The following is a 15,375-nucleotide window of genomic DNA, read 5'->3' as shown; positions in this document are numbered from 1 at the left end:
CCGTTCGAGTGTGCGTCAGATGTATTCGTCATCGCGCCAGCGGCGCGAGTCTTCGTCGCGCCGGCGGCGCGGGTCGGCGTCGTCCTGGGATCGGCGGCCTGTCGGCGGCCTGCCGCCGCCGCTTGCGCCCTGGAACAGCGGCATCAGCTCAGCGAGCTGCTGGAGCTCCACCGTCTTGAGGCCGGCGTCGCCGCGGCCGCCCTTGCGGCCGGTCCGCCCGGCCGGGAAGATCGCCGAGGAGAAGCCCAGCTTGGCCGCCTCCTTCAGGCGGGTGTCGCTCTGGCCGACGGCGCGGACCTCGCCCGACAGGCCGATCTCGCCGAAAACCACCGCGTCGGCCGGCACCGGCTCCCCGGTCAGCGACGAGACGAGAGCGGCGGCGACCGCGAGGTCGGCCGCCGGCTCGGTGATGCGCAGGCCGCCGGCCACGTTGAGATAGACGTCGTTGGCGCCGATCTGCACGCCGCAGCGCGCCTCCAGCACCGCCAGCACCATGGCCAGCCGGCCTGTATCCCAGCCGACCACGGCGCGGCGCGGCGTGCCGAGCGGCGACGGCGCCACCAGCGCCTGCACCTCGACCAGGACGGGACGCGTGCCCTCCATCCCGGCGAAGACGGCGGCGCCCGAGACGTCGCCGCGCCGCTCGGCCAGGAACAGGGCGGACGGGTTGGCGACCTCGCCCAACCCGGCGTCGCCCATCTCGAACACGCCGATCTCGTCGGTCGGGCCGAAGCGGTTCTTCACCGCGCGCAGGATGCGGAACTGGTGGCCGCGCTCGCCCTCGAAATAGAGCACCGTGTCGACCATGTGCTCCAGCACGCGGGGACCGGCGATCATGCCCTCCTTGGTGACATGACCGACCAGCAGCAGCACGACGCCGCGCCGCTTGGCGATGCGGATCAGCTCCTGCGCGCTGGCGCGGACCTGGGCGACGGTGCCGGGGGCGCTGTCCAGATTGTCCATGTACATGGTCTGGATCGAATCGATGACGATGATCTCCGGACCCTTGGCGTCGTCGAGCGAGGCGACGATGTCGCGCACGCTGGTCGCCGAGGCCAGATCGACCGGAGCGGTGGCGCAGCCGAGCCGCTGGGCGCGCAGCCGCACCTGGTCCACCGCCTCCTCGCCCGAGACGTAGGCGCAGCGGTGGTCCTGCGCCAGCCGGGCCACCGCCTGGAGCAGCAGGGTGGATTTGCCGATGCCGGGATCGCCGCCGATCAGGATGGCCGAGCCGGGGACCAGCCCGCCGCCGCACACCCGGTCGAACTCGGCGATGCCGGTCATCCGCCGCGGCGGCGCCTCGCTGGAGCCGTGCAGGCCGACGAACTCGATGCGCCGGCCGCGGGCCGATCCCAGCCCCTTGGGCGCGGCATCGGGCGCCGCCTCCTCGACCAGGCTGTTCCATTCGCCGCAGGCGTCGCACTTTCCCGCCCATTTGGGGAAGGAGGCGCCGCAGGCCTGGCAGACATATCGGGTGGTGGGCTTCGCCAAAGGTCTGGTAGTCCGATGGGGATAAGGCGGACCACATATAGCAAGCCGGCCCGGCGAATCCTATGCTTGCAGGTTGGCCATGCAGGGGCTTTTTTCAGACCCGCGGCGTGATAGCTTGCTGGGCCGGCCGCAGATCGGACGGACGTTGAGAGGAAGAGTCCCCTCTCCCCCCCGGGGAGAGGGTTAGGGTGAGGGGGAAGCGTGGCGGCCCTTCACCGAGAATTCACGCCATGCCTCCCCCTCACCCCGTCCCTCTCCCCGGGGGGGAGAGGGGGGAAAGAGATTGGAAAGCGGATTTCGTGACGGATGAGGGTTTGATGGAAAAGGACGGCAGGCGGATCGTGTTGCACGGTCCGGAAGGGTTCGAGGCGCTGCGCAAGGCCTGCCGGCTGGCGGCCGAGACGCTGGATTACATCACGCCCTTCGTGGTGCCGGGCGTCAGCACCGGCCGGCTCGACACGCTGATCGAAACGTTCCAGCGCGACCGCGGCGGCATTCCGGCGACGCTCGGCTACCAGGGCTATCCGGCCTGCAGCTGCATCTCGCCCAACCATGTCGTCAACCACGGCATCCCGAGCGATGACAAGAAGCTGGTGGACGGCGACATCGTCAACATCGACGTCACCGTCATCCTCGACGGCTGGTACGGCGACAGCAGCCGGATGTATTTCGTCGGCGAGAAGGTCGGGGTCAAGGCGCGCAAGCTGGTCGACCTGACATATCGCTGCATGATGGCCGGCATCGCGCAGGCCAAGCCCGGCAACCATCTGGGCGACATCGGCCACGCCATCCAGACCATGGCGGAGGCGGCGCGCTGCTCCGTCGTGCGCGATTTCGGCGGGCACGGCATCGGGCAGGTGTTCCACGACGCGCCGCATGTCGACCATTTCGGCAAGCCCGGCACGGGGGTCGAGCTGCGCCCCGGCATGGTCTTCACGGTGGAGCCGATGATCAACGCCGGCCGGGCCGAGGTGAAGATCCTGTCCGACGGCTGGACCACGGTGACGCGCGACCGCTCGCTGTCGGCCCAGTTCGAACACCAGATCGGCATCACCGAGGAGGGCTGCGAGATCTTCACCCTCTCTCCGGCCGGCCACACGCAACCGCCCTACGGAGCCGCCACATGAGCGACGAGCTGAAGCCCTGGGCGGTGCTGGACAGCCGCGAGCTGCTGGACGCCAGCCCCTACCTGAAGGTGCGGGCGGAGACGGTGCAGCTGCCGGACGGCCGCACCGTCGACAGCTTCTATCAGCTCGACCAGCCCGACTATGCCCTGATGTTCGTCGAGACGGCGGACGGCCAGGTGGTGATGCTGCGCAGCTACAAGCACGGCCCGCGCCGGGTCAGCCTGACCTTCCCGGCCGGCGCCATCGAGCCCGGCGAGGAGCCGCTGGCCGCCGCCAAGCGCGAGCTGCTGGAGGAGACCGGCTATGCCGCCGACGACTGGACGGCGCTGGGCGGCTTCGTGGTCGGCGCCAATTTCCGCGGCAGCACCTGCCACATGTTCCACGCGCGCGGTGCCCGCAAGGTGGCGGAGCCCGACAGCGGCGATCTGGAGGAGATGCGGATCGAGCTGCACAGCACCCGCGCGCTGATCGACGCCGCCGCCAACGGCGACTTCGCCCTGCTGCCGGTGATCGCGATGCTGGGCGCCATGCTGGTGCCGGAGCTGCGCGAGGGGCTGGGCATGGCGGCGCGGGCCGTCCGATGACGGGCGCCGCGCCTTCCCTGCCCTTGCCCGCCGAGCGGCTGATCGGGCTGCTGGGATTGCAGCCGCACCCCGAGGGCGGCAGCTATGCCGAGACCTACCGGGCACCGGCGGAGGGCGGCCGGGGCGCGGTGACGGCGATCTATTTCCTGCTGCGGGCGGGCGAGCGGTCGCACTGGCACCGGGTGGATGCCGTCGAGATCTGGCTGTGGCACGGCGGGGCGCCGCTGGAGCTGTCGGTGCATGAGGATTGCGGCGCGGTGGAGCGGCACCGGCTCGGGCTGGACATCGAGGGCGGCGAGAGGCCGCAGGCGGTGGTGCCGGTCGGGGCGTGGCAGGCGGCGCGCAGCTTGGCGGAGGAGCCGGACGGCTGGTCGCTGGTGAGCTGCACCGTGGCGCCGGCCTTCGAGTTCGCCGGCTTCACCATGGCGCCGGAGGGCTGGGAGCCGGGGAACGCCCTGCCCCCTCCCTAACCCTCCCCCGCTGGGCGGGGGAGGGAACAAGTGGTTGGGCGGGAGGGGAATGCCTTCCCCTGCGAAGCGGGGGAAGGAGGGGACCCATGCGAAGCATGGGGAGGATGGGGGCATCGTCAGCGACGCCCCCCTGCCCGCTCACTCGTCGGCGTAGGGGTTCTTGCCCTTGCGCAGCAGCAGGCGCACCGGCACGCCGGGCATCTCGAAGCTGTCGCGCAGATGCGTGGTCAGATAGCGCTGGTAGCTCTCCGGCAGGTCCAGCGGCTTGTTCACGAACAGCGCGAAGGTCGGCGGGCGCGATTTCACCTGGGTCACATAGCGGATCTTCACCCGGCGGCCCTCGACCAGGGGCGGCGGATGATGCTCCAGCACCCCCTCCATCCAGCGGTTCAGCTGGGAGGTCGGAATCCGGCGGTTCCAGATGGTGTAGGTCTCCAGCACCCCGTCCAGCAGCGTGTCGAGCTTGTGCCCCTTCAGCGCCGAGATGGTGACGACCTTCACGCCCTTGATGTAGCCGAGCGTCGATTCGAGCTTGTCCTCGACCTGGCGCAGCGCCATCGCCCGGTCGTCCACCGTGTCCCACTTGTTGATGGCGATCACCAGCGCGCGGCCTTCGGAGATCACCAGCCGGGCGATGGTCAGATCCTGCTTGTCGAGGATCGCGCCGGCATCGACCACCAGAATCACGACATTGGCCATGCGGATGACCCGCAGGCTGTCGGCGACCGCCAGCTTCTCGACCTTCTCGTCGACGCGGGCGCGGCGGCGCATGCCGGCGGTGTCGACCAGCTTGAAGCGGCGGTCGCGCCACTCCCAATCGACGGCGATGGCGTCACGGGTCATGCCGGCCTCGGGGCCGGTCAGCACACGCTCCTCGCCGAGCAGGCCGTTCAGCAGCGTCGACTTGCCGACGTTCGGACGGCCGACGATGGCGATCTGGATCGGCTTGCTGCGGTCCTCCTCCGGCTCCGGCTGGTCGCCGATCGGGATGCTGGGATCGAAGCCGTCGTCGGCCCGCTCCTCCACCGCATCGTCGTCGGGCGGGGCGTAGGGCAGCAGCGCCTCGACCAGATCGGCCATGCCCTCGCCATGCTCGGCCGACAGCGGGATCGGGTCGCCCAGGCCCAGCTCGTAGGCCTCGAACATGCCGGGCTGGCCGGCCTTGCCCTCGGTCTTGTTGGCGACCAGCAGGACCGGGGTCTTGCCCCGGCGCAGCAGGTTGGCGAAATGGCGGTCGAGCGGCGTGATGCCGGCGCGCGCGTCGATGATGAACAGAGCGACGTCGGCGCGGGCCAGCGCCTGCTCGGTCTGGCGGCGCATCCGCGCCTCCAGGCTGTCGTCGGTCACGTCCTCCAGCCCGGCGGTGTCGACGACGGTGAAGGACAGGCCGCCGACATGGGCCGGGGCCGAGCGCCAGTCACGGGTGACGCCCGGCGTATCGTCCACCAGGGCCAGCTTCTTGCCGGCCAGACGGTTGAAGAGGGTCGATTTGCCGACATTCGGCCGACCGACGAGGACCACGGTGAACGACATGGGGCCAAAGGCCTTTCACAACAGACGGAGGAAATCCGCGATCAACGGAACGCAGCGAGCGTTCCGTTGTCGCAAAGCACATAAAGAGTGTTGTTGGCGACGACCGGCGACAAGTAGGAGCCGGCGGGAAGCGAGCGCGTCACCTCCACCCGGCCATCCGACGGCGACAGGCCGAGCAGCTGGCCGTTGGAGCCCGCCACCCACAGCCGGTTGCCGGCCAGAACCGGGCCGGACCAGACGATGGCGCCGGTCCTGTCCTCGGGATCCTTGTAGCGGGCGAGTGGCGCCACCCAGCGGATCCGGCCGGTCTGGCGGGCGACCGCGACGACCTCCTGGTCGTTGGTGACGGTGAACAGGAAGTCGCCGGCCAGCCAGGGCGTGTTGACGCCGCCGATCTCGGTCTCCCAGATGCGGTTGCCGATGCGCTCGTCGATGGCGACCATGCGGCCGGAATGGCCGATGGCATAGACGGCGCCGCGGTCGATCACCGGCAGCCCGCGGATGTCGGCAAGGGCGCTGAGCGCGCCGGTGCGGCGAATTGCCGCAAGGCTGTCCTGCCAGGCGACGCGACCGTTCTCCGGACGGAGGCCGAACAGCTCGCCCGACGAATAGGGGGCGACGACCAGCGTGCCGGTCGCCGCCGGGCTGGCGGCGCCGAGCAGGCCGGCACTCTCCAGGATGCCCTGGTGCGACCATTGGACGGCACCGTCGTCGGTCGACAGCGCCAGCAGCTGGTTGTCCAGCGTGACGACCAGCACCCGCCCGCCCGCGACGGTCGGGGCGCCGCGCACCGGGCCGGCGATCCGCTTGCGCCACAGCACCTTGCCGGTGGCGGGTTCCATCGCCAGCACCTCGGCGAAGCCGGTGGCGGCATAGAGCCGGCCGTCCGCATAGGCGACGCCGCCGCCGGTGGCGCCGCCGCGTTCGTTCTCCGGCCGGGTGTCGACCCGCCACAACGACTGCCCGCTGCGCTCGTTCAGGGCCGAGACGTGCGAGTCGGCGTCCATCGCGAAGATGCGCCCGTCGGCGATCACCGGGGTGCCGAGCAGCGCCCGCGAGCTGCTGGAGCCCGAGCCGATGTCGGCACGCCAGGCGTCGGACGGGGTGGCAGACAAAGCGAGGTTGCCCAGCGCATGGTCGGTGGTGCCGCCCGGCTGCGACCAGGCGGCATTGACGGTCTGCGCCGGCACGGTGACGGCGACGCCCGCCAGCTGGGCGTCCGGCTCGACCTTGCGCTCACGCTGGAGGATGGCGAGGCGCTTGCCCGGCAGCGGCGGTTCCGCCGTCTTGCCGAACCAGCTGTCCACGGTGTCGCAGCCGCCGAGCAGGACGGCGAGCAGCGAGGCCGACAGCAACGCGGTGCGGCGGAGGGTGCGGGGCCGATTGCGGGTCTTGCCGCCCGCCGGCATGGTGGCTTTCGCCTTATCGGTCGTCATGGCGTTGGGTCAGCCCTTGCCGTAGAGGGAGGCGAGATCGGCGGCGCGGCTGCGCACGCCGGACGGCGCCTGCTGGTCGTCCGCAAGCTGCCTGTAGAGCGTGCGGGCCTTTTCAGTGTCGCCGGCACGCGCGGCCAGCATCGCAGTCAGCTCGCGCGCGCTGAAGCGCCAGGGGCTGGCGTCGGCGGTCAGCGGCTGCAGCCGGGCGGTCAGCTGCGCGGCGTCGCCGTCCTCGGCCCGCTGCATCACCGCCATCAGGGTGGCGAGGTCGCGGTACTGGGCGGAGACGGACGCGTTGCCGGCGATGCCGTCATAGACGGCGGCGGCGTCGGCCGGCTTGCCTTGCCGGATCATCAGCGCGGCGGCGTTGAACTGGGCGATGGCGGCGAGGCTGGGGTCGGCCGATCCGGCGAAGGCGGCCAGCGCCTCGACACCCTTCTCCGGCCCTTGGGCGCTCGCAGCGATGGCGGTAACCAGCGCCGCAGTCTGTTCCTCCTTCTTCTGCGCCTGGAAATGGCGCCAGAAGCTGTAGCCGCCGGTTCCGGCCACGACAAGGACGGCGGCGGCGATCATGGCGCCGCCATATTTCTTGAACAGATGCTCCGCGCGGTCCCGGCGCAGATCCTCGTCGACTTCGCGGAAAATATCGCTCATGGCGCTGCGGTGGCATCCCTGCGGTGGCGGCGTCGCGCACGGCCCGGATGGCGGCGCGGGTCAGGCGGAACCGCGCCGGCCGGCGGACCGGACGGACGATTCCACGAGATCAAGAGGGGCGGATAGCATCGGCCTACCCGCCGGGTCAAGAGCGAGGGCACGGCCGGCGCCCCCGTTGCCCGACTTTCCGGCATGCGCACACGAAAACGGGCCGCGGGGAGGACATCCCCGCGGCCCGTTCGCTTGCCCATGCCGGATCTCAGGACGGCCCCGTAACGCCGACCCGGTCAGGCAGATCCAGTAAGGCAGATCCGCTTAGGCCGACCCGCTCAGGCCGCCCCGCTCAGGCCGACATGGCGGCGGCGGCGATGACCGCCTGGGTCCGGTTCTTGACGCCCAGCGACTTGAAGATCGCGGTGACGTGGATCTTCACCGTGCCTTCCGACAGGCCCAGCTCATAGGCGATCTGCTTGTTCGACTTGCCCAGCCGCAGGCATTCCAGCACCTCGCGCTGACGCTGGGTCAGGCCGTAGCCGGCATTGCGGTCGGTGATCTCGATCGAACGGCGACGCGGCGCGGCGTCCATGCTGGCGGTCAGCGCGCCCGGCGGCAGATAGATGCCACCCGAGAACACGAGGTTCAGGGCGCCCATCATCACCTTCACGCTGCTGGATTTCGGAATGTAGCCGGTCGCGCCATGGTCGAGCGCGCCGCGGATGTCGCCCAGCGCCTCGGACGCGGAAACGACCACGACCGGAACGCCCGGCTGCAGCGCCTGGATCTCGCGCAGGCCGTCGAAGCCCGGCCAGTTCGGCATATGGAGGTCCATCAGGATGATGTCGAAGGTCATGCCGGCGCGGCACTGGTTCAGCACCTCGTCGAAGGTGCCGGCCTCGACGAAGCTGGCCTCGCCCTGCAACTGCTCGAGCAACCGCCGCAGGCCTTCCCGGAACAGCAGATGGTCGTCCCCGATCAGAATCTTCATTGTCCCCGTCATCCTCGCTCGCCGGCCCTTTGCAGGGCTCCTGTCGATGTCGCCCGAAGCGCCCCCACGGCACCCGGATCGCCCCACACACCGCATTCTTCGGCTCGATGGTCGCTTTGCTTGATGGTCGCTTTGCTGTCCGGCCTACCACCGGCTCTGCCCGAAGGCCGTCTGCCGTTGTTGACCGGTATTCGCTGTGTTGGGTACCTGATACCACGATCGGAAGAGACCCTGTATCCGGACAAGGGCCATAGGTCATTCGAGGACGATACATCCGCGCGCGGCCCCATAGGTCATGGGACGCGCAAGCATTGCCCCTGCCGAAAGTCATAGTGTGTGTTGCATGCGCGAATGGAGTTATCGGTTCCGCCCATCCGGATCATTCGGAAAGGGCGCCCTCATCTCCAATAGCGACAGGGAAGTTCTTGGAACCTTGCCATCTTTGCGCCGTTCGTGTGGCAGCAACCCCGATAATCCCGAATCGACCGCGCAAGCGAGGAGGAAAAACCGGCGGCCAAACCGAACGGATAGCCCTGAAGGATGCCTGTACCAACGCGCATTCCCCTGTGACCCGGCCAGCACACATCATTCCATAGGTGTTACCGTTTCGAAACCTGGGGCGACCAACAAGGAGACGACAAGCGATCTTGGCTGATCATCCTTCGCCTGATTTACGCGGAGCACCATTCATTTCTAAATCACGCGGTGCGACCAGGACTTCCGCTCCGAAACCCAGCCCGGCGGGATTTCCACCGCGAACCGTGAATTCGACCGGAAATACTTCGATGCCCCTATCGGTTCCTCTACGACGTGCCTGGGCCGACCGGCCGGTTTCCTTCTCAACCCCTTGACGCAGGCGGCGACGCCCCCACTTGGGCCGGCCGTGGATGCCTCCTCCAGACAGAGCTGACCCATGCACACACACCATGAGTACGCCCATGAGAAAGCATCTCACCAGACCCGCAACGCGGTGACCCCCATGCATGTCTGCCTGATCCTCGACAACAACGCGCTCACCGAGACCGTGGTGCAGCAGCTCGACCGCGGAGGCCGCCACCGCGTGACGGTCCTCCACGACATCGGGGAGCTGACCCAGAGCGCGCTGACGCCCGATGCGATCCTGATCGGCCTGCAGCAGTTCACCGCGCTCCGTGAGAACGAGCCGATGGTCTATCTTCGGTTGTCGCGCCGGTCGCGCATCGTCGTGGTGCTGTCGTCGCGCGAGCTGCTGGACGCGGCCCACATCCTGGCCTTCGCCGACGCCTGGGTCTTCGAGGACCTGAACGTCGACCGCATCAACGAGCTGCTGGACCTCGGGCTGGAGGGGCATTGCCTGATGCCCAAGCAGTTCCTGTCCCGCCTTGGCGTGGACGAGATCCGGCTGACCCTGCTGCCGCGCCTGTCCGATCCGGAATTCGAGACCCTGCGCCTGCTGGGCGAGGGCATGAACAACCGGACGATCGCCAACGCGCTGGACCTGTCGGAAGCGGTCATCAAGTCGATGGTGCGCAGCGTGCTGTCCAAGTTGCATTTCCGCAACCGCACGGAAGCCGGCGTCTTCGCCGCCCGCCAGCAGGGCGCGCTGGAACAGGCCCACGGCGGGGTGACGCCGCCGCACATCCACGCCGCCGCCACGCGCCGCGCCGGGGTCTGACGCCCCCCGGCCGCGCCGCTCCCTTCAAGCCGCGATCCGGCGTCCCGCCATCGCTTCCTCGAAGCGGTCGAAGCGGGCGTCGAAGGCCGGACGGTCGATCTCGGCCAGACGAAAGCGGACGCGCACTACCCCCTCCTCCCGGGTGAACGCCTCGAACGGCAGGGCCACGCCCAGGCCGTCGAACAGCAGCGTTCCACGCGCCCCGACGGCGTCGGCCTCGGCCAGGGCCGCGCCGTGGCGGGAAATGTCGAGCAGGCGGACCGACAGCCGGCCCCCCCTGCCGCCGTCCGGCGCCTCGATCATGCAGGGGGCCTCGACGCGATAGCGCGGCAGGTGGCGGCGGTCGACATCCTCGGTCGCCGTGCGCACCGCGCGCACCAGCACATGCATCAGCTCGTCGATGCTGTGGGTGACGTCGGACGCGCCGCTGCGCAGCTGGTCGGCGCGCTGCCCGGTGACGGCGGCCTCGCGCGACACCTCGTCGATGCGGGTCGACACGTCGGTCGCGGCACCGGCGGTCTGGCCGACGTTGCGCGAGATCTCCTGGGTCGCCGCCGCCTGCTGTTCCACCGCCGCCGCCACCGTGCCGGAGATGGCGTCGATCTCGCCGATGGTCCGGCTGATCTCGCGCACCTCCGCCACGCTGCGGGCGGTGACCGCCTGGATCTCGGCGATCAGGCGCGAGATCTCGCCGGTCGAGCTCGAGGTCTGGTTGGCGAGGGTCTTCACCTCGTTGGCGACGACGGCGAAGCCCTTCCCCGCCTCCCCCGCCCGCGCCGCCTCGATGGTGGCGTTGAGCGCCAGCAGGTTGGTCTGCGCGGCGATGCCCTGGATCAGTTCGGCGACGTCGCCGATGCGGCCGACCGCCGACGACAGCGATTCGATGGTGGATTCGGTCCGGTTGCTGGCGGCGACGGCGGACCGGGTGACGCCGGCGGCATGGCCGACCTGGAAGCCGATCTCCTCGATCGAGGCCGACAGCTGCTCGGCGGCCGACGCGACCGCCTGGGCGTTGCTAAGCGCCTGGGCCGCGGCGGCGGCGACATTCTGGGCATTGGCCCCGACCAGCGCCGCCGATTGCGCCATGGCGCCGGCATTGTGGTCCATCTCCTGGGTGCGGGCGGCGACCCGCTCCACCGCGCCGCGGCTCTCCTGCTCCACCGTGTCGGCCATCGACTGCAGCGCCCGGCGCTTCATCGCCTCGCCCTGGATGCGCTGGTGCTCCTGCTCGGCGCGCAGCCGCTCCGCCTCGGCCATGCCGTCGCGGAAGACCAGGACGGAGCGCGACATCGCGCCGATCTCGTCCAGCCGCGCGGTCCCGGCCACCGCGGCGGACAGGTCGCCGGAGGACAGGGCGGTCATCACCCCGCTGAGCTGCCCCAGCGGCCGCAGCAGCCGCCTCGATGCGACATAGCCGGGCACCGCCAGCACCAGCGCGCAGAGCACCACCAGCATGGTGGCGAAGCGCATGCTGTCGTCGAAGGTCTTGAACACCTCCGCCTTGCGGATGCCGACATAGAGGATGCCGACCGTAGCACCCCCGGCATCCTTGATCGGATCATAGGCGGCGTAATAGGGCTCGCCCAGGATGTCGACCATGCCGCGGAAGGGGATGCCGCGGCGCAGCACCGACTCATAGGCCGGCCCCTCGGCCAGCGTGGTGCCGACGGCGCGGCTGCCGTCGGCGTTCATGACGTTGGTGGCGATGCGGCGGTCGCCGAGGAACAGGGTGGCGGTGCCGCCGGTGATGCGCTTGATCCGGTCGACCATGGCGGTGTCGCCGTTCATCGCGACGCCGTCCAGCGTCAGCTTGCCGTCGGCGACGGCGAAGCGGCCGCCTCGCTCCTGCAGCGACGACCACGCGATGTCGATGCTGAGGCGCTGCATCTCGATCGCCTGCCGTTCCAGGTCACGGACGATGACCTGCCCGATCGCGAACAGGATCGCCGTGCTGAGGACGAGCATACCGACAAGATTCAACACAGTGACTTTCGTTGAAATCGAAAGCCGACCGACAAAGCCGCGCAGAGCGTCCATCGAAACCATCCACCGGGAGAGCATGTTGCAGAGCCGAAATCCTATTCGCGCCGCACTATGCCATCCCCGTTAGAGGGGATTAATTTAAAATACACGCAAACCATGCGACCGCTTGTCGCGATGCGTGGGCGCAATTACTTCAATCCGTGAGAGTATTTTTATTGCCCGGTCAGAACAGCCGCGCGCCGTCCGGCACGGGTTGGTCGGGACCGGCCAGCACCACCGCGCCCTCGGCATCGGGCAGGCCGAGGCACAACACCTCGCTGGTGAAGGGACCGATCCGCTTGGGCGGGAAATTCACCACGGCCAGAACCTGCCGACCGACCAGCGCCTCGGCGGCGTAATGGGTGGTGATCTGGGCCGAGCTGCGCCGGGTGCCGATCTCGCCGCCGAAATCGATGGTCAGCTTGTAGGCCGGCTTGCGCGCCTGCGGGAAGGCCTCCACGGCGCGGATGGTGCCGACGCGGATATCGACCTTGGCGAAATCGTCGTAGCTGATGGTGTCTTGGCTGTTGGTCATGACCGGCCCGGCAAGGGTGAAAGGTCGGGCCAGGGTAGCGCGGGCGGCGCACACGGAAAAGGGGCCGCCGACGGCGACCCCCCTTCGCAAAGTCATGCCTCGGACGTCCCGGACCGGGACATCCGGAAGACGGATCAGGCCTTCGCCTTGGTGATGGCGGCCTTGACCTCGTCCAGGCTCTCCGACACGCGCTTGGTCAGGATCTCGGCGGCCTCGGTGTTCGACTTGGCAACCATCTCGCTCAGCTCGCGGATGTTGGCCAGCGACCGCTCGAAGGCGCTCTTGACCAGATCGGCCTGCTTGGTGGCCTTCTCTTCCGGGGTGCCGGCAGCGGTCAGCTCGCCGACGGCGCGGTTGACGTCCTCGGTGACGGCGCGCAGCACCTCGGCCTGACGGCGGACGATGGCCTGGAAGCCCTCGAACGCCAGCTGGTTGGCAGCGGTCACCGCCTCGATGTTCTTGCGCTGGCTGGCGACGATGGACTCGACGTCCACGCCCGGCAGCTTCAGGTCGCCCATCAGCTTCGACGGATCGAATTCGAGGAAGGGGTTACCGCTGATCTTGGTCATAGTTTCTCATCCCAGCATCGGTGTTTGAGGCCCGCATCTTTGGGATCCGGGCATGTTGCGACGCAACATTTCAGAACCCGACTATGCAGAGTGATGAAAAGTTAGTCAACGGCGATTTTGCGCCGCAGCATAACCTTGACGGGAAAAAATCGGGGAGCCATGCGACCGTTGGTCCGCTAAGTGGCTGATCCGGCAGGCTCCCGGCCGGACTCGCGCCCCATCGGGCCGCGACGCCCGGTCCAGCGGCAGAAGGTCGCGCCCCAGCGCTCGGCCCGGCGCAACCCGATGTCGAGCGCCGCCATGGTGCGCGACAGGTCGGCGCTGTCGTCGTCGAGGAAGACCCGCATCGCCCGCGCCTGCACGGCGCCGAGCCCGGCGACCAGCGCCGTCCCGCCCCGGCGGTCGGGATCGATGCCGGCGGCGCGCAGCATCCAGGCCATGGAGCGGCCGAAGGAGCAGCTGTAAGCCAGCGCGGTCGCCGGCTCGGCCGGCAGGTCGTGCATCACCGCGCGCAGCCCCTCGCGGAAGGGACGCAGGGCGTCGAAGCGGCGCATCATCACGTCGAACAGCCGGTCACGCGCCGTCTCGGTCGGATCGGCCGGAGCGTCGGCCGCCAGCACGGTGGCATCGGCGACGCGCGACACCGCGCCCAGCAAATCGACCCGGCTGCGGTAGCGGTGGTGGAAGCGGGACAGCGGCACGCCGGCCGCCTGCGCCACCTCCAGCAGGCCGACATGGCGCCAGCCCTTTTCGGCCGCCAGCCGCATCGCCGCCGCGGCAACGCTGCGGTCGAGCGACTCAGGATCGGTCGGGTCGGACCGGAAGCTGCTGTCCCCGCCATTGCCGGGCGGCGTGTGGGGAAAAGGCGTATCGGAAGGCGTATCGGACATCGCATCACCTTCGGGCGACAGGGGTTCGCCTTATAAGATGGTGCGCGCGTGGCCGGACGTCACCTGCCGATACCCCTCTTCCGCAGACGGGTCAGCCCCCTCGGGTCAGCCCTCGAGTCAGCCCTTGCGCACCGTCTCCACCCGGCCGCCGGTCATGCTGACCAGATCGGCGGGGGTCAGGCGGAACACCGCGTTGGGGGTGCCGGCGGCGGCCCAGATCACCTCATGCTGCAACAGGTCGTCGTCGATCAGCACCAGCGGCGGCACGGCATGGCCGACCGGCGGCACGCCGCCGATGGCGAAGCCGGTCGACTGGCGGACGAACTCCGGGTCGGCACGCTCGATCTTCTCGCCGACCAGCCGGCCGACCGCCTTCTCGTCGACGCGGTTGGCGCCGCTGGCGACGACCAGGACCGGGCGGCCGGTCTCCTTGGTGCGGAAGATCAGCGACTTGCCGATCTGCGCCACCGCGCAGCCGACGGCGTTGGCGGCGTCTTCCGAGGTGCGGGTGCTGCCTTCATGCTCGACCACCCGATGGCCGAGGCCGAGGCCGTCTAGCAATGCCTGGACCCGGCCGGCGGAGGGGCTGAGAGCGGTCACCGCTTCCACCCCTTGCCGGCATCACCGGGACCACCAACGGGACCATCACCCGATTCGGTACAACCCACCACCGACGCCAAGATATTCGACGACCCCCTGAGGATCCCCATTTGCCGCTCCGTAAAAGTTGGCAATGGTTACTGCTCCGCTCAGGATACCGTCGGCTTGATAATCGTTCGAGGAATAAATGATGAGGTCGTTCGTGTAGGCACCGGAGCCATGTGAAAATCTGACGTCGGAAATATTTATTCCATTAAGGTAAAGAGTATCGTCGGATCCGGAAAAATCGAAAATCGTATCGAACCCATCGTTCTGGTTAAAATCATACACATAGCTGTCACTGTAATTTCCGCCGATCAGGGTGTCGTCACCTTGATTGCCGATCAGCCAATCGATGCCGGACTCGCTGGGCTGATCGCCAATGAGCAGATCATTGCCGGTCCCGCCATACAGTGAATCATTATTATTTCCCCCAATCAGGATGTCGTTACCATCGTGACCAATGAGAAGATCATCTTGGTCCTCACCGAAAAGAAGGTCACTGCCTGCTCCACCCGTGAGAGTGTCGTTCCCTTGCCCTCCTTTCATGCTGTCATTGCCGTCCTCGCCATTGAGGGCATCATTGTACGGCGATCCAAAGACGATATCGTCTCCGCCCCCGGCATTGACCGTTATGGCATTGTTAAATGGGCCGATGGTTTCAGAGTTCTGATTTCCGTTATAGGTGGTCATTCCACACTCCAAAATTTGATTCAAGCAAGAAATTTGACTGGGAAACCGATAATCTTCAGCTTACCTAAAGCCAGTGCCGGGACATACATCAAC

General features: G+C 68.4%; 15 protein-coding genes. 4 read left to right on the top strand and 11 right to left on the bottom strand.

All coding sequences use genetic code 11. The annotated features are described in order from the left end of the window. Positions 1 to 15 precede the first annotated feature (15 nt). On the bottom strand, positions 16 to 1,491 hold the full coding sequence (radA, locus tag AL072_RS11235) for a DNA repair protein RadA (RefSeq protein WP_045580260.1): 1,476 nt from the start codon (positions 1,489 to 1,491) through the stop codon (positions 16 to 18). 317 nt (positions 1,492 to 1,808) lie between these two features. Here radA and map point away from each other — a divergent pair, with 317 nt between their 5' ends. Genes map through AL072_RS11220 form a run of 3 tightly spaced genes read left to right on the top strand, consistent with a single transcriptional unit; the run spans position 1,809 to position 3,672 of the window. Then, complete coding sequence (gene map, locus AL072_RS11230; RefSeq protein WP_045580261.1) at positions 1,809 to 2,618, top strand: type I methionyl aminopeptidase; 810 nt, start codon at positions 1,809 to 1,811, stop codon at positions 2,616 to 2,618. Continuing rightward, positions 2,615 to 3,202: an NUDIX hydrolase gene (locus tag AL072_RS11225; protein WP_045580262.1), complete on the top strand. Its 588-nt coding sequence runs from the start codon at positions 2,615 to 2,617 to the stop codon at positions 3,200 to 3,202. Before map ends, AL072_RS11225 begins: the two co-directional genes overlap by 4 nt. Continuing rightward, positions 3,199 to 3,672: a cupin domain-containing protein gene (locus AL072_RS11220; RefSeq protein ID WP_045580263.1), complete on the top strand. Its 474-nt coding sequence runs from the start codon at positions 3,199 to 3,201 to the stop codon at positions 3,670 to 3,672. The genes AL072_RS11225 and AL072_RS11220 overlap by 4 nt, the downstream gene beginning before the upstream one ends. A 138-nt stretch (positions 3,673 to 3,810) precedes the next feature. Here AL072_RS11220 and der read toward each other — a convergent pair whose 3' ends face one another. The 4 genes from der to AL072_RS11200 form a co-directional block, all read right to left on the bottom strand. Next, on the bottom strand, positions 3,811 to 5,205 hold the full coding sequence (gene der / locus AL072_RS11215; RefSeq protein WP_045580264.1) for a ribosome biogenesis GTPase Der: 1,395 nt from the start codon (positions 5,203 to 5,205) through the stop codon (positions 3,811 to 3,813). 41 nt (positions 5,206 to 5,246) lie between these two features. Then, complete coding sequence (locus AL072_RS11210) at positions 5,247 to 6,641, bottom strand: PQQ-like beta-propeller repeat protein (protein ID WP_082108778.1); 1,395 nt, start codon at positions 6,639 to 6,641, stop codon at positions 5,247 to 5,249. A 9-nt stretch (positions 6,642 to 6,650) separates the two neighbouring features. Continuing rightward, positions 6,651 to 7,295: a tetratricopeptide repeat protein gene (locus AL072_RS11205; RefSeq protein WP_045580265.1), complete on the bottom strand. Its 645-nt coding sequence runs from the start codon at positions 7,293 to 7,295 to the stop codon at positions 6,651 to 6,653. 343 nt (positions 7,296 to 7,638) lie between these two features. Then, positions 7,639 to 8,280, bottom strand: a complete 642-nt coding sequence (locus tag AL072_RS11200; protein ID WP_045580266.1) for a response regulator transcription factor — start codon at positions 8,278 to 8,280, stop codon at positions 7,639 to 7,641. Between the two features lie 913 nt (positions 8,281 to 9,193). On the opposite strand from AL072_RS11200, the gene AL072_RS11195 reads away from it, so the two are divergent. Beyond that, positions 9,194 to 9,934, top strand: coding sequence for a response regulator transcription factor (locus AL072_RS11195; protein ID WP_245636661.1), 741 nt, complete (start codon positions 9,194 to 9,196; stop codon positions 9,932 to 9,934). 24 nt (positions 9,935 to 9,958) lie between these two features. On the opposite strand, the gene AL072_RS11190 is transcribed toward AL072_RS11195, so the two are convergent. The 6 genes from AL072_RS11190 to AL072_RS33395 form a co-directional block, all read right to left on the bottom strand. Continuing rightward, on the bottom strand, positions 9,959 to 11,899 hold the full coding sequence (locus AL072_RS11190) for a methyl-accepting chemotaxis protein (protein WP_245636660.1): 1,941 nt from the start codon (positions 11,897 to 11,899) through the stop codon (positions 9,959 to 9,961). 241 nt (positions 11,900 to 12,140) lie between these two features. Further along, positions 12,141 to 12,491 carry a tRNA-binding protein gene (locus AL072_RS11185; protein WP_045580269.1) on the bottom strand — a complete coding sequence of 117 codons (351 nt, stop codon included), beginning with the start codon at positions 12,489 to 12,491 and terminating at the stop codon, positions 12,141 to 12,143. 134 nt (positions 12,492 to 12,625) lie between these two features. Next, positions 12,626 to 13,060 (bottom strand): phasin family protein, encoded by a 435-nt coding sequence (locus AL072_RS11180; RefSeq protein WP_045580270.1) that lies wholly within the window; start codon positions 13,058 to 13,060, stop codon positions 12,626 to 12,628. A gap of 176 nt (positions 13,061 to 13,236) precedes the next feature. Further along, on the bottom strand, positions 13,237 to 13,950 hold the full coding sequence (locus AL072_RS11175) for a TetR/AcrR family transcriptional regulator (protein WP_052709862.1): 714 nt from the start codon (positions 13,948 to 13,950) through the stop codon (positions 13,237 to 13,239). A gap of 117 nt (positions 13,951 to 14,067) precedes the next feature. Continuing rightward, entirely contained in the window at positions 14,068 to 14,550 is a 483-nt protein-coding gene (locus AL072_RS11170; RefSeq protein ID WP_045582284.1) for a YbaK/EbsC family protein, read from the bottom strand. 45 nt (positions 14,551 to 14,595) lie between these two features. Further along, positions 14,596 to 15,282, bottom strand: a complete 687-nt coding sequence (locus AL072_RS33395; protein ID WP_082108779.1) for a calcium-binding protein — start codon at positions 15,280 to 15,282, stop codon at positions 14,596 to 14,598. Positions 15,283 to 15,375: the final 93 nt, after the last annotated feature.

The organism is Azospirillum thiophilum (assembly GCF_001305595.1).
Classification (GTDB): Bacteria; Pseudomonadota; Alphaproteobacteria; order Azospirillales; family Azospirillaceae; genus Azospirillum; species Azospirillum thiophilum.
Note: the sequence above shows the minus strand (reverse complement) of the source record. Positions and strands in the feature narration are given on the sequence as shown.

Coding starts and splice junctions, on each gene's coding strand:
- map (WP_045580261.1), top strand. CDS start 1,809: ATGGAAAAGGACGGCAGGCGGATCGTGTTGCACGGTCCGGAAGGGTTC.
- AL072_RS11225 (WP_045580262.1), top strand. CDS start 2,615: ATGAGCGACGAGCTGAAGCCCTGGGCGGTGCTGGACAGCCGCGAGCTG.
- AL072_RS11220 (WP_045580263.1), top strand. CDS start 3,199: ATGACGGGCGCCGCGCCTTCCCTGCCCTTGCCCGCCGAGCGGCTGATC.
- der (WP_045580264.1), bottom strand. CDS start 5,205: ATGTCGTTCACCGTGGTCCTCGTCGGTCGGCCGAATGTCGGCAAATCG.
- AL072_RS11210 (WP_082108778.1), bottom strand. CDS start 6,641: ATGACGACCGATAAGGCGAAAGCCACCATGCCGGCGGGCGGCAAGACC.
- AL072_RS11205 (WP_045580265.1), bottom strand. CDS start 7,295: ATGAGCGATATTTTCCGCGAAGTCGACGAGGATCTGCGCCGGGACCGC.
- AL072_RS11200 (WP_045580266.1), bottom strand. CDS start 8,280: ATGAAGATTCTGATCGGGGACGACCATCTGCTGTTCCGGGAAGGCCTG.
- AL072_RS11195 (WP_245636661.1), top strand. CDS start 9,194: ATGCACACACACCATGAGTACGCCCATGAGAAAGCATCTCACCAGACC.
- AL072_RS11190 (WP_245636660.1), bottom strand. CDS start 11,899: ATGCTCGTCCTCAGCACGGCGATCCTGTTCGCGATCGGGCAGGTCATC.
- AL072_RS11185 (WP_045580269.1), bottom strand. CDS start 12,491: ATGACCAACAGCCAAGACACCATCAGCTACGACGATTTCGCCAAGGTC.
- AL072_RS11180 (WP_045580270.1), bottom strand. CDS start 13,060: ATGACCAAGATCAGCGGTAACCCCTTCCTCGAATTCGATCCGTCGAAG.
- AL072_RS11175 (WP_052709862.1), bottom strand. CDS start 13,950: ATGTCCGATACGCCTTCCGATACGCCTTTTCCCCACACGCCGCCCGGC.
- AL072_RS33395 (WP_082108779.1), bottom strand. CDS start 15,282: ATGACCACCTATAACGGAAATCAGAACTCTGAAACCATCGGCCCATTT.